17 protein-coding genes are annotated in these 12,501 nt (G+C 65.8%); 6 read left to right on the top strand and 11 right to left on the bottom strand.

All coding sequences use genetic code 11. The annotated features are described in order from the left end of the window. Positions 1–16: 16 nt before the first annotated feature. Both AAC023_RS11510 and AAC023_RS11505 read left to right on the top strand, forming a co-directional pair. Positions 17–430 carry a hypothetical protein gene (locus AAC023_RS11510; RefSeq protein WP_339741315.1) on the top strand — a complete coding sequence of 138 codons (414 nt, stop codon included), beginning with the start codon at positions 17–19 and terminating at the stop codon, positions 428–430. Between the two features lie 63 nt (positions 431–493). Further along, positions 494–652, top strand: coding sequence for a helix-turn-helix transcriptional regulator (locus AAC023_RS11505; protein ID WP_339741316.1), 159 nt, complete (start codon positions 494–496; stop codon positions 650–652). On the opposite strand, the gene AAC023_RS11500 is transcribed toward AAC023_RS11505, so the two are convergent. Then, complete coding sequence (locus tag AAC023_RS11500) at positions 609–2,018, bottom strand: cytochrome P450 (RefSeq protein ID WP_339741313.1); 1,410 nt, start codon at positions 2,016–2,018, stop codon at positions 609–611. The two genes, AAC023_RS11505 and AAC023_RS11500, sit on opposite strands and share 44 nt — an antisense overlap. A 172-nt stretch (positions 2,019–2,190) precedes the next feature. On the opposite strand from AAC023_RS11500, the gene AAC023_RS11495 reads away from it, so the two are divergent. Next, positions 2,191–2,952, top strand: coding sequence for a hypothetical protein (locus AAC023_RS11495; protein WP_339741312.1), 762 nt, complete (start codon positions 2,191–2,193; stop codon positions 2,950–2,952). Positions 2,953–2,967: 15 nt separating this feature from the next. Here AAC023_RS11495 and AAC023_RS11490 read toward each other — a convergent pair whose 3' ends face one another. Continuing rightward, positions 2,968–3,594 (bottom strand): helix-turn-helix transcriptional regulator, encoded by a 627-nt coding sequence (locus tag AAC023_RS11490; protein ID WP_339741311.1) that lies wholly within the window; start codon positions 3,592–3,594, stop codon positions 2,968–2,970. Between the two features lie 95 nt (positions 3,595–3,689). Between AAC023_RS11490 and AAC023_RS11485 the strand changes: the two genes are divergently transcribed. After that, complete coding sequence (locus AAC023_RS11485) at positions 3,690–4,049, top strand: DUF952 domain-containing protein (RefSeq protein ID WP_339741310.1); 360 nt, start codon at positions 3,690–3,692, stop codon at positions 4,047–4,049. Then, entirely contained in the window at positions 4,046–5,101 is a 1,056-nt protein-coding gene (locus AAC023_RS11480) for a quinone-dependent dihydroorotate dehydrogenase (RefSeq protein ID WP_339741308.1), read from the top strand. The genes AAC023_RS11485 and AAC023_RS11480 overlap by 4 nt, the downstream gene beginning before the upstream one ends. On the opposite strand, the gene AAC023_RS11475 is transcribed toward AAC023_RS11480, so the two are convergent. From AAC023_RS11475 to AAC023_RS11435, 9 genes are all read right to left on the bottom strand, one after another. Further along, on the bottom strand, positions 5,029–6,399 hold the full coding sequence (locus AAC023_RS11475; protein ID WP_339741307.1) for an MATE family efflux transporter: 1,371 nt from the start codon (positions 6,397–6,399) through the stop codon (positions 5,029–5,031). The genes AAC023_RS11480 and AAC023_RS11475 overlap by 73 nt on opposite strands. 84 nt (positions 6,400–6,483) lie before the next feature. After that, positions 6,484–6,846, bottom strand: a complete 363-nt coding sequence (locus AAC023_RS11470; protein WP_339741306.1) for a DUF393 domain-containing protein — start codon at positions 6,844–6,846, stop codon at positions 6,484–6,486. A gap of 99 nt (positions 6,847–6,945) precedes the next feature. Further along, positions 6,946–7,263, bottom strand: a complete 318-nt coding sequence (locus AAC023_RS11465) for a UrcA family protein (RefSeq protein WP_339741305.1) — start codon at positions 7,261–7,263, stop codon at positions 6,946–6,948. A 182-nt stretch (positions 7,264–7,445) separates the two neighbouring features. After that, positions 7,446–7,868 carry a PaaI family thioesterase gene (locus tag AAC023_RS11460; protein ID WP_339741303.1) on the bottom strand — a complete coding sequence of 141 codons (423 nt, stop codon included), beginning with the start codon at positions 7,866–7,868 and terminating at the stop codon, positions 7,446–7,448. After that, positions 7,865–8,368 (bottom strand): PaaI family thioesterase, encoded by a 504-nt coding sequence (locus tag AAC023_RS11455; RefSeq protein WP_339741301.1) that lies wholly within the window; start codon positions 8,366–8,368, stop codon positions 7,865–7,867. Before AAC023_RS11455 ends, AAC023_RS11460 begins: the two co-directional genes overlap by 4 nt. Before the next feature lie 43 nt (positions 8,369–8,411). Further along, positions 8,412–9,206, bottom strand: coding sequence for a response regulator (locus tag AAC023_RS11450; RefSeq protein ID WP_339741299.1), 795 nt, complete (start codon positions 9,204–9,206; stop codon positions 8,412–8,414). Positions 9,207–9,351: 145 nt separating this feature from the next. Then, positions 9,352–9,678, bottom strand: coding sequence for a DUF6460 domain-containing protein (locus AAC023_RS11445; protein ID WP_339741298.1), 327 nt, complete (start codon positions 9,676–9,678; stop codon positions 9,352–9,354). Positions 9,679–9,739: 61 nt separating this feature from the next. Beyond that, positions 9,740–10,570, bottom strand: a complete 831-nt coding sequence (locus AAC023_RS11440) for a mechanosensitive ion channel domain-containing protein (protein WP_339741296.1) — start codon at positions 10,568–10,570, stop codon at positions 9,740–9,742. A gap of 83 nt (positions 10,571–10,653) precedes the next feature. Then, the gene (locus AAC023_RS11435; protein WP_339741295.1) at positions 10,654–11,604 is read right to left on the bottom strand and encodes a hypothetical protein; all 951 of its coding nucleotides are present in this window, start codon (positions 11,602–11,604) and stop codon (positions 10,654–10,656) included. A gap of 118 nt (positions 11,605–11,722) precedes the next feature. On the opposite strand from AAC023_RS11435, the gene AAC023_RS11430 reads away from it, so the two are divergent. Beyond that, on the top strand, positions 11,723–12,501 hold a 779-nt coding region (locus tag AAC023_RS11430), incomplete at its 3' end, for a DEAD/DEAH box helicase (protein WP_339741294.1).

Here is a 12,501-nt window from a genome sequence, read left to right as displayed (position 1 = left end):
GTTATGGAGACCAGACATGTCATTCCGTGAAAAAAGCAATGCGCTGATGCTGGGCGCCATGGTTTTGATCTTCGGCGGCTATTTCGGTGATCTGGCGATGCAGGCGCAGGCGGGCCCGGTTGAGCTGAATATCGGCATGCTGGGTGCGGCTTCCTTCGCGCTGGTGTTTATCGCGATTGCCGGACATATCGCCATGGCGGCCTTCGCGCCGGCTGAAGCCGGTGAGGGCAGCGATGAACGCGACCGCAGTATCGAGACGCGCGGCAGCGCCTTTGGCGGCCGGGTCCTGGCCCTCTTCGCCGTCGCCGCCCTGACGCTGGCCGTCCTGGGTTATCCCATGGTCTGGGTCGCCAATGCGGTGCTGGCCGGGCTGGTGGCCGGCGAGATTGCCAAGGGCGTTTCGGTGCTCATCGCCTATCGGCAGGGCTAGGCGATGACCAAATCCACCGCCATCACCAATACGATCCGCACCCTGCGCTTTCACGCCAATGAGATGACCCAGGCCGATCTGGCCAAGGCTGTCGGCGTGACGCGGCAGACCATATTGGCCATCGAGCAGGGCAAGTATTCGCCCTCGCTCGAGGTCGCCTTCAAGATTGCCGCGGTGTTCAAACTGCCGCTGGAGCAGGTGTTCCAGTATCCCGGCGGCTGACGCGCATCGGCACCTCGATATCGGGCTGCAGCGTGATGCGCATCACCGGGACGGGGTGGCGCGTCCCGGCAAACTCGAAGCGAAGCTTGCGCAGCAGGCTGGCGAGCACGATCACCATTTCCATCATCGCGAAACGGGCGCCGATACAAACCCGCGGGCCCAGCCCGAAAGGCAGCCAGGCATGGCGCGGGATGGAATTGGCGGTCTCGCCGTAAAACCGTTCCGGCAGAAAGGCATCCGGCTGCGGCCAGAAATCGCGCTGGCGGTGCAAGAGCCAGGTCGAGACCAGCACATCGGTATCGGGCGCGACGGCCAGACCGGCCACCGTGTCAGCGGCGATCGAGGTGCGCGACAGGATCGGGGCCGAGGGATAGAGCCGCAGGCTCTCCTTGATGATCGCCGTCGTCCACGGCAGGGCGTCCATCCAGTTTGCCGGGTCAGTATCGTCAAGCGGTGCGGCGTCGATCTCGGCCTCCAGCCGTTTCAGCACATCGGGCGCCTGGGAGAGGAGATAGAGAGTCCAGCTCAATGATCGGGCCGTGGTCTCGTGACCGGCGGCAAGGAAGGTGAGGAGATTGTCGACAATCGCAGTCTCGTTGAGGCCGGCGCCGAGCAGGAGGTCGAGAAAGTCCGGACTGCGGCCGGCGGCCTCCGCTTCAGGCTGGGCTCGGCGTGTCGCAGCGACATGGGCGACCTGGCGGCGCAGATCCGCGATCACACGTCGCGCCCCGCCATGCCCGATCCGCGGTATCCAGCCCGGCACGCCCATCAGATCGAAGGGGTGGGGAATGCCGGTGATCTCGATCAGACGGCAGATCGCTGCGCTGAAGCGGGTCTTGTCGAGCGCTTCATCGCCGGAGAAGAGCGTCTCGATCAAGATGTCCAGCGTCAGATCGACCATCGCATCGGACAGCGAAATCGTGCGCCCGTCGACGGCAAGGAAAGCCTCGGTGGCCTCGTCGCAGACGGTACGGATTTTGGGCGCGAAAGCGTTGACCCGGCGGGGTGTGAAAACGGGCGCGACCGCATGGCGGGCCGTCTTCCAGACCTCACCCTCGGCCGTCAGCAGCCCGTCGCGCAGGAAGGGTTTCAGCACCGCCTGGCGCACCGGGTTCATGCGGTAATTGGCGGCATTGGTGACGAAACAGTGATGGATCGCGCCCGGATCATTGATCAACAGGCTGTTGCGGCCAAGAAAGCGGAAGGGCGCGACGAGAAACTCGAAATGATGCTCGCCCCAGATCTCGAGCGGATTGCGGCCCATCGCCCGGAAATAGGTCCAGTAGTCGGACGCGGTGAGGCGGCCGGTCTGGCTGTAATTGGCATAGGGCGGTTTGGGCGGCTGAAAGGCTTCGCTACTGCTCATGTCTTCGCTCCGTCCGGCAATGTCCCACGCCGCTGCCACACGCGGCGGACACTGCCTGTCCGCGCGCTGATGGCCAAGGCGCAAATGGTCGCGGCATGGTGCTCTGGCCAGCGCCCGGACCCGCGCAAAACTCCCGCTTCAATCGGTAGCGCAACTGATCTACCCTGTGCCGATGAGATTTTTCACCGCGCTGATCCTCCTTCTTCTGATCACCCCGCTGGCCCGGGCCGATATGGACCGGGCACGCCAGGCCTTCGCCAGTGGCCGCTGGCAGGAGGCGGCCGACCAGGCAGAACTGGCCGGTGGAGCCGAGGGCTATGCCTATGCCGCCCGCGCCCTGGTGGCGCAGTTGATGATCGAGCCCGACGCCGCCAACCGCCAGGCGGTGACACGCCAGGCCGTCAGTCTCGCCGAGGCTGCCTATCGCGCAGACATTGAGAGCGCCGAAGCGCGCCTGAGGCTGGCGATCTCGCTGGGCTATCAGGGGCGCTATACCGGAAGCATGCGCGCCCTTTTCCTGCGCGTCCCGCAGCGCGGGCGGGCCTTGCTGGAATCCGTGATCATGGAGGATCCGGCCAATGTCTGGGCTCTGGGCACGCTGGGGGCGTGGAATCTCGAAGTAGCGCGGCGCGGCGGTTCGCGCGGCATGGACATGCTCGGCGCTTCGGTTGAAGCCGGCACCGGCTATTACAGCCAGGCGATTGCCCTGGACCCCTATAATCCGGCGCTGCGCTATTTTCTCGCCCTCGGCCTGATCGCGCTGGATGATCGTGACCGCACCGCAATGGCCTGGGAACAGGTCGGGCTCGCGCTGGAACTGGAACCGCGCGACGCCTTCGAGGCCGGTCTGCTGGGCAATGCCGCCCAATTGCACGCGCTCAGGGATGATCGCGAGGCGGCAACGGCCTGGGCGGTTGAGCGCATGACGCAATAGCGCCGGCCGGCCGGTCTATTGGCTGGCCCAGACGATACGGGCGATCCAGGCGATCTCGACCAGTTTGACGATCCGCGCCGGTCCGGCCGGGTTGAGCGGTTTGAGCACCACATCCTGCACCGTGCTGCGCCCCAGCTCCCAGCCGCAAATCTCGCCATCGCGCGTTTTCACCATGACACGGTCGCCCGGGCGCGGCTTGTCATCGGGGGCTATGATCAAGCGGTCACCGGGCCGGTAGAGCGGTAGCATGGCCGCGCCCTCGACCGTCAGCGCATAGGCTTCGCTCGTCCCGAGATCGGGGAAGGGCACGCGGCTCCAGCTCGCGCCGGTCGGCAGGCCGATCGCATCAAAGGCGGCGGCGCGGTCACCATCGGCCAGATCGAGTGCCGGCAGGGATTGTGTCCGGCCTTCGCCGGTGACCAGGGCTGCGAAGTCGGCGAAACCGAGATTGGCCGCGCTGAGCGCCTTGGTCAGGCTTTCCGTCGAGGGCCAGCGCAGCTTGCTGCCATCGGCCGAGACGCGCTTGGACGGGTTGAATGTGGTCGAATCCAGTCCGGCCCGCCGCGCCAGTCCCGACGGGCTGGTCTGGGCATGGGCAGCGAGACGGTCAATCCCGCGCCAGATTTCTTCGTGCGTGAACATGGTGAGGTGTCCTTGGAAGGGTGAAAGCTATAGGAAAATATCCCCAGTCGCCAGACAGGCTTGCGCCGGTTGGCGGCGCGGGCTAACCCCAGAGCATGAGCGACAAGATTGCATACCGACTGGCGACGCCCGAGAGCTGGGCTGCGGTGATGATGGCTGGCGTGTTTCACGGCGAGCCTCACGATATCGCCGATGGCTTCATCCATCTTTCGGCCGCCGACCAGGTCGAGGGCACGCTGCTCAAACATTATGATGAGCATCCGCGCCTCATCCTGGCCGAGATCGATCTTGAGGCGCTGGGTGACAGCGTCAAATGGGAGCCGTCGCGCGGTGGAGCGCTTTTCCCGCATGTCTTTGGCGACATTCCGGCCAGCGCCGTGCGCGGTGTGCGTCATGTCCGCCGCAATGATGAGGGTGACTGGGTCTTGCCGTCCGATCTGGGAGGCCAGTGGTGATACATGATCTGATCGCACGGGCGCTGCATGTGTTCGAGCCGGAGACGGCGCACCGCTTCGGGATTCTGGGGCTGAAGGCGGGTCTCGGTCCGCGCCAGCTCTCGCGCGATCCGGCTATTCTCGCGACCCGTGTCGCAGGCCTCGACCTGCCCAATCCGCTCGGACTGGCGGCCGGGTTCGACAAGAATGCCGAGGCAGCCGACGCCTTGCTGGCGGCCGGATTCGGTTTTGTTGAACTGGGCGCCGTGACGCCGCGGGCGCAGGCGGGCAAGCCACGTCCGCGTATCTTCCGGCTCGCGCCCGACCGTGCCGTCATCAATCGCATGGGCTTTCCCAATCAGGGGCTGGATCAATTCGAGACGCGGCTGCGCCGGCGTCAGGGTCGCGGCGGGATTGTCGGGGTCAATCTCGGCGCCAATCTCGACAGCGAGGACCGCGTCTCCGACTACGTCACCTGCCTGGAGCGGCTGAAGGATCTGGCGCAATTCTTTACCGTCAATATCTCCTCACCCAATACGCCGGGTCTGCGTAATCTGCAGTCTCATGGCGCGCTCGATGAATTGCTGGCGGCGGTGGCGCAGGTGCGCGGCCAGGCGCCGGTCTTCCTCAAGATCGCGCCGGATATCGCCGATGAGGATGTCTCCCCGATTATTGATGCGATCGCCCGCCACGGGCTCGACGGCATCATCGTGTCGAATACCACCATCCAGCGGCCTGACAGTCTGAGCAGCGAACATATGGGCGAGGGCGGCGGCCTGTCAGGCGTGCCGATCTTTGAACCTTCCACCGAGCTGGTGCGCCAGTTCCGCCGCGCTGCCGGGCCCGATCTGGCGATCATCGGCGTGGGCGGGATAGATAGTGCCGATACGGCCTATGCCAAAATTCGCGCCGGGGCCAATGCGATCCAGCTCTATACCGGCCTGGTCTATCACGGTCCCGGTCTGGTGCAGCGCATCAAGTCCGGTCTGGCAAAGCGGCTTCAGGCCGATGGTTTCGTTTCGGTCGCCGAAGCGGTCGGGGTGGATTGCAACCGGCGCTCAAGCGACGGGTAGGCAAGCACCAATGTGCCGCCGCGCGCGACGTAGTAGATCATGAATGCCATCCAGACGCCGTCATTGCCGAAGGCCGGTGTGAGAATGGAATCGGCGGCGAGATAGATCACGACGGTCGCCAGGCCGGCATTGCGCAGGATCTTGCCGCTGGTTGTGCCGATGAAAACCCCGTCCATCAACCAGGCGCCGGCCCCGAGGAAGGGGATGATGGCACACCAGGGCAGATAGCGGATCGCAGCGTCGCGTGCCTCGGCATCGTCGATCAGAAGACTCAGCGCCTGGGGGCCGAACAACCAGGTCAGCACGGCGAAGATGGCGCCGGCCGCGAACATGGGCTCTCCCGTCAGACGCACGGCGCGGCGCAGACCGTCGAGCGAGCGGCGGCCATAGGCACGGCCAGCCTCGGTCTCGGCGACGAAGGCAAAGGCGTCGAGCACGAAGGCCCACAACGTGATCACTTGTAGCAGAACGTGATTGCCGGCCAGGATGGCCGTGCCCTGGCGTGCGCCGGCATTGGCGAACCAGGTGAAGCCGAGCACCAGGCTCCAGGTGCGGATCATCAGATTGAGATTGACGTTGAACATTTGTGCGATGGCGCCCGGATCGAGCAGGCTGGCGCGATTGAGCACGGCGCCGGCCCAGCCTCCCTGTCGTATCAGCGTGTGGGCGACGAAACCCAGTCCGACAAGAAGTCCGGCCCATTCGGCAATCGCGGTGGCAGCGCCAACCCCGCCCGGACCATAGCCAAGGCCGAGCACGAACCAGAGGTCGAGCCCGATATTGATGGCGCTGAATGCGGCATAGATGGCCATGGTGGCGCTATTGCGGCCCAGTCCGATCAGCCAGCCGGTCAGGGCGAAGGTCGCCAGTGCCGCCGGCGCGCCCCAGGCGCGCGCCAGCAGATAGTCCGCGCCCTTGGCCTCGACGCCGGCCGCGCCCTGCAAGACCGCAAAGCCGGCCCAGGCGATCGCATCGCGCAACAGCCAGACGGCAAGGCCCAGCGAAACCGCAATCGCGGCAGCGCGCAACAGGATGCGCTGGGTCTCCGCGCGATCATGGGCCCCGTCGGCCTGGGCGGTCAGCCCGGTCGTGCCCATGCGCAGGAAATAGAAGCTCCAGTAGAAGACCGAGAAGATCGCGCCGCCCAGCGCCACCCCGCCCAGATCACTCTTGTCGCCGGACAGGCCGAGCACAAAGGTGTCGACCACGCCGGCCAGTGGCACGGTGGCATTGGCGACAACCAGCGGCAGGGCGCGTCGGATAACCTCGACACGGGTAAGTTCGGGATGGCTCGACATGCGTCGCCACTAGCGCGCCCCGGTACGGGTGGCAAGCGCGCGGATAGCGGGGTTCGGCACGCCGGATCAGAATTCCATCAGCCGTCAGACCCCGCACACCCCGTCGCGGCAGGCATCGCGCGGGCGCATCGGCGCAAGCCAGCGATAGAGGGCATCCAGGGGGATGCGGATCGGGGCGGGGCGTGTCAGCCAGGCGAGCAGGCCCCATCCGGGTGTGCGTTCCCAGATCGCGATGAAGGCCGGCCAGCCATCGACCAGCTGCCCGTCGGGGAGGCGGACATGGAGGGATGCCAGCGCCGCCTCCCGGTCGACATCATCGGGCAGCTCACCATTCGCATCGTGCAGGCGGATGATGTGATCGCCATGACGGGCATATCGCGCCATCTCCCCGCGGCAGAGTGGGCAGAGGGCATCATAATAAGCGATCAGCGGGCCGGTGGCGTCCATGCCTTCCATTCTAGCCCTGTGGCCGTGCGCCACCACCGGACAGTTCGTCGCAATGCCGCCGGGCGGCTGTGGCCCGGCCGGCATCTGGCGGGCGCGGGCCTAGCCTACATCCGCGGCGGGATTGGGCCGTTCATCGCGTAATCGCGCCAGGCGGATATCAACCCGGCGCATCGCCGCATTGACCGCTTCGGTTTCGCATTCGCGCTGCTGACGCATGGCGCGGGCGCCGCGCAGGCCCGGCGTGTGACAGATATCCCGCGCGGCAAGGCGGATCTCGGCTTCAAGCTCGCGGCGGTCATCGGCATTGCCGAGCGCGGCGGTGTTGAAGCGAACCGTCCGGGACTCGCGGTCCTGGGCGGCGGCGATCGAGCCGGCGCTCAGGGCGAGCGTGGCGGCGAGTATGGTGTGTCTAAACATCAAAAGTCCCTCATCGAAGCGAGGCCGCCGGCAGTCTGGGCGCCAGCCGGCCACTGACTTCATGAGGCTTGCACGTCCTCCATGACCGCGAGCTGGGCCTTGGCGTAACAATCGGAAACCCGTTGTCCAGTAAGTGTCGAGCCTGTCATCAAGCAGACAGAATGCCGGCCGGATGGCTGGCTTCAGTCCGCCGGCTCGCTGCGGCTCGGCGTGATCAGGAAATGGCCGTGCAGGGTGGCGACGGGCGCGCCGCTTCGGCCCTGCCAGGCCTCGGCGCGGACATTGGCGACGCGGCGGCCGCTGCGATTGACGATGGCGCGGGCATAGACGTCGGCGGCGCGGCCCGGGCGCAGATAGTCAATCGCCACATCGATCGGCCGCGGCAGACGCTCGAGTGATTGACCGGCCAGCAGGGAAGCGGAGGCAACAATCTCGAGAAAGGCACCGATAGCCCCGCCATGCAGCGCCGGGATGAGGGGATTGCCGACCAGAATTTCCGAATAGGGCAATATGCCGGTCAGCTCATCGCCCTTCTGTTCCAGACGCACGCCGAAGCGCGCGACATAGGGCGCGGCCAGCAGGGTTTCGATCAGGGCCTTGCTCATAGCGGCTGTCCTGCGCGCAGGGCTTTGACAGCGCGTTCCTGTGCCGCCCTTGAAGCGCCGGTTACCATGAAGGCGGCCTGGGCGGTGGCGACGGGGTCATTGATATCGCCATCATGGGCGGTGGCCCGGACAAAGGCGACCAGGCCATGGGATTTCAGGCAGACCGCTTCGGCAGTGACATCAAGCCCGGGCTTGGCCGGGCGCATGTAATCGAGACGCAGATCGAGCGTTGCCGGGGTGTCCTGGCCGCCAAACCCGCTGAACGCCGCAAGGCCGCAGACATGGTCGAGCAGGGCCGTGATCACACCGCCGTGCAGAATGCCGGACTCGGGATCTCCGACCAGATCGGCCGCATAGGGCGCGCGCATCACGGCGAGCCCGGGCTTCAGTGAAACGAGGGTGAGGCCGAGTGCGACAGCATGCGGCGAGCCATCGACCAGCAAGGGCGCCAGCTCGTCGAGCAGGGCTTGCAGATCGCCGGGAGGATCAGTGTCGGACATGCGGCATGTCTATTCCAGCGCGGGCGTCCTCGCCAGATGCAATTCAGCGCTGGCCGAGGCGTTTCTCGACGATCAGCTCAAGGCCGGCGACGACCGGATCGCGCAGCGGATCGCCATTATCGGTCATGCGGACCAGCTGTGCCAGCGCGGCCCGGTGCATTTCAACCACTTCCGCTTCGACGTCGGTATAGCTCTTCTGCCTGGCGATAAAGCGTTGCAGGGAACGGCCGACGCGAATGGCGAGCGGATCGCCGCTCAGCCGTGTTTCATGCGACAGCGCCAGGGCGGCGCGGCGGGCAGCGTCTATTGGCGTGGTCAGGCCGGCTGCAACATCGGCAATGCGCTTGAGGCCCGGTCCGCGTTCGCGGCGCGGCCGGCGGCGGCGATCAGGCCCGGCAAAGCGCGAGGAATCGACGAAGGCTCGCTCGTCTGTTTGCAGGGATTTGAGCCGGTTGATCAGCGTAATCGGTGCCAGGGGCGTCACCAGATATTCGCTGGCACCGGCGTCACGTGCGCGCTCGACATCGGCACGCGGCCGCGGCGCGGACAGCAGGATGACAGGGGTTTCGCGATAATGTGAGTCCTGGGAGCCGCGAATACGCTGCAGCAGGCGCACGCGATCCTCACCGGGGTCGTTCTGCTGGTCCCAGTCGGCGACAATCAGTGCCGGGGATATTTCACGCAGGGCATGCATGGCCCGGCTGGCATGCGTTTCGACAATGACATCGCGCACGCCGGCATCGCGCAGCACATTGATCAGGATATTGCGCATGAAGCTGTTGGAATTGAGCACAAGCGTCGGCTGGCGACTCCAGTCGCGAGCGAGAGGAGGCGGCAAAGCGTTTTCCGCAACGGGAAACCTGACGGGCTCAACATTCATCCCTGCACGCTAGCGCATGGAAGTTTCGAACCTGCCAAGAGAAATGGTTAACAGGCTGGAAATCTGGCGTTTTGCCCGAAACCTGTCACAGCGCGGCAGGCGTTTAGTCGCGGCGCAGCGCCCGCAAGACCCGGATCACGATCCAGATCGGTACCACCAGCACGGCACCGAGCAGGAGATAATCCACGGCCCAGAGCGCGCTGTCGCTGATGAAGCCGATAAAGCGGCTCCAGGATTCCGCCAGCGTTCCGAAGAAGTCGACCCAGAGCCGTCGCGGATTGACGTGGAAGGCGGCCAGGAAGAACCCCGCCAGCACGCACAGGAAGATCAGCCGGATCAGGTCCGAGGGGGCAAATTTCAGCAGACGCTGCATAAAGCTGCGCGGTGCTGCCGGGGCCGCTTCGGGCCGGGTTTCTTGGCGTTCGGTCATGACGTCACTTTACCTCAAAATGCGGCGCAAACGGGGCCACACGCCCGATGCCAGCCAGGGCTCAGGATTTGCGGGCGATATTGACCTGATGTGGATAGGGAATCGAGATGCCTTCCTTGTCGAAGGCTTCCTTGACGTTCTTCATCGCGTCAAAGAACACACCCCAGTAATCACCCGTCGCGCACCAGGCGCGGCAGACAATATCGACCGAGGAGGCGCCATGCGCCTTGACCGCGGTGAAGACAGCCGGGTCCTTCAGCACGCGCTTGTCGGCCTCGAGCGCTTTCGTGATCACGGCCATCGCCTTGTCGATATCATCGCCATAATCGATCGAGAAACCCAGATCGACGCGGCGTGTATCATTGGCGGAATAATTGACGATGACACTGCCCCAGCCTTCGCCATTGGGCACGATCACTCGTCTGTTGTCACCGGTCGCCAGAACCGTGGTGAAGAGATTGATGTCCTTCACCGTGCCCGATTGCCCGGCCACCTCGACCCAGTCGCCCAGCCCGTAGGGGCGGAACAGGACGATCATCACGCCGGCGGCGAGATTGGACAAGGTTCCCTGCAGCGCCAGCCCGATCGCCAGCGTCGCGGCACCCAGTGTCGCCACCAGGGATGTGGTCTCGACCCCGAAGCGCGCCAGCACCGCGATCAAAACCATGATCATCAGGCCCCAATAGGCCAGCGATGCGAAGAAGGCGCCCAGCGTATTGTCGATCCGATCGCTCTTGTGCACCGCATTGACGACGGCCTTGCGGACCGTGCCGGCGACAATCATCCCGACAATCAGGATCAGCGCGGCGAGCACGATACTGGTCCCGGCATCGAGGGCGCGCTGGGTCAGCACGGCAATGGTTTCGGGATTGAGGAAGTCTTCGGGAATCATGGCGCACGTCCTGTCTGGCGGTTATCGCCGGGACGGGTAGCAAAGTTCGCGGGCGAGGGGAATGGGGCGTCTGAGACGCGTCGCTAGTGCGCTCCCACTGCCACAGCCCCCGTACTCGCCGTCACCGCAGCGACCATCGCCGCCTGTGCCGCCAGAATGGCCGCGAGATCGCCAGCGGCGGCGATCGGTCTGGCCATGCCGGCCTGGGCCTGGGCGAGGCGCAGGGCGAGGCGGGCGGCGGTCTGGGTGGTGGGTTTCGGTTTGAGCTGTGCGACGGCTTCAAAGGCCTCGACCAGGGCGTCGGCCATGGCGGGGCCATTGCCGCTGGCGGCGAGAATGGCGAGACCGGTCTTGCCGGTGCCGTGGCGCAGGGCGGGGCGGCCGCGCACCGCGATATTGAGTGTGGTCCAGGCGCCGGCGAGACCGGCCGGGTCGGGCTGGCTCATGGCGACTTCATAGGCGGCCGCCTCGGCATGATGGCGCGGTACGCCGGCGGTGATCAGGGCCTGGCGGGCGCGGCTCAGATGATTGACCGCGTCTTCCGGCGTTTCGCCCATCGCAGTGAAGGCGGCGGCGAGGACTTCCTCACGCGGCGCATCGCGCTGCCACCAGGGTGCGGCGATCGCGTCGAGCACATCAAAGAACTGGTCTGCCTGCCAGGCATGACCACCGGCGGTGACCAGGGAGAGGGCGGCGCAGGCGCCGCCATGGGCGAGGCTGCGGGCTCCGCGCGCCTTGCGTTGCAGCGCCAGGGCGCGGCGGGTTTCGAGGAAGGGCTGAGCCGTGCGGCCACCCGCGACCAGCGCTGCGGCGAAGACCAGCCGCATCGGGCGGCTGGGTGAGCGCCAGGGGCCGAGCCCGGCATTGAGGTCATCGCGGACCTCGAAGCATTTCTCGATCAGGGTTTCAATATCGAGCGGAGCATTGAGCACCGCCAGGGCGGCGAAGCGGGCATGCAGACGTTCGCCGCGCGGCGCACGCGCGTGGAAAGCGGCGTCCAAGGCCCGAAAGCGTTGCGTGATCGCGTGTCCCATGCCGGAAATTCCCTCAATCATTCCGTCCAGACCAACTCTATGCCGCAACCGGCTCTCGAGCGGCAGGGGGACGGTTTTCTGCTTTGTCCCCCCTTGATGGCCGCGCTAAGTCAGACTCATGGATCCCACCGGCGCCCCCGCGAACTTGCCACCCGCCTTCGACGCCTGGTTTGCGGCGCGTGGCTGGAGCGTGCGCCCCCACCAGCTGGCGATGATCGCGGCGGCCTCGCGCGGCGAGGATGCGCTGCTGATCGCGCCGACCGGTGGCGGCAAGACGCTGGGCGGTTTTCTGCCCAGCCTTGTCGAGCTCGCAGAGATCGCCGCGACCAATCCGAAGAATCGCCCGCATCGTCTGCACACGCTTTATATCTCGCCGCTCAAGGCCCTCTCGGTTGATGTTGCGCGCAATCTCACCACGCCGGTCAGCGAGATGGGCCTCGATCTGCGCATCGAAACCCGCACCGGCGATACCTCGCCGTCCAAACGCCAGCGCCAGCGCGCCTCACCGCCGGATATCCTGCTGACGACGCCGGAACAGCTGGCCCTGTTCTGTGCCTCGCCGAATGTCTCCAACTTCTTCGCCGATCTCAAACATATCGTGATTGACGAGATCCACGCCCTGGCGCCGCAAAAGCGCGGTGATCTGCTGAGCCTGGCGCTGGCTGCGATCTCGCGCTGGGCACCGCTGGTACGGCGCGTTGGTCTGTCGGCGACGATCAAGGACGAGGTGGAACTGGCGCGCTGGCTGGCACCGCAGACACCCGGCGAGGGTGAGCGGCAGGCGGCGATCATCCGCGGTGCGCCCGGCGCACGGCCGCAGGTCGAGATCCTCGTTCCGGCCGAGCGCATTCCCTGGGCCGGGCATTCGGCGCGCCATGCGATGGGCGATGTCTATCA

This window comes from uncultured Maricaulis sp. (assembly GCF_963976135.1).
GTDB lineage: Bacteria > Pseudomonadota > Alphaproteobacteria > Caulobacterales > Maricaulaceae > Maricaulis.
This window is presented reverse-complemented; position numbering and strand designations above follow the sequence as displayed.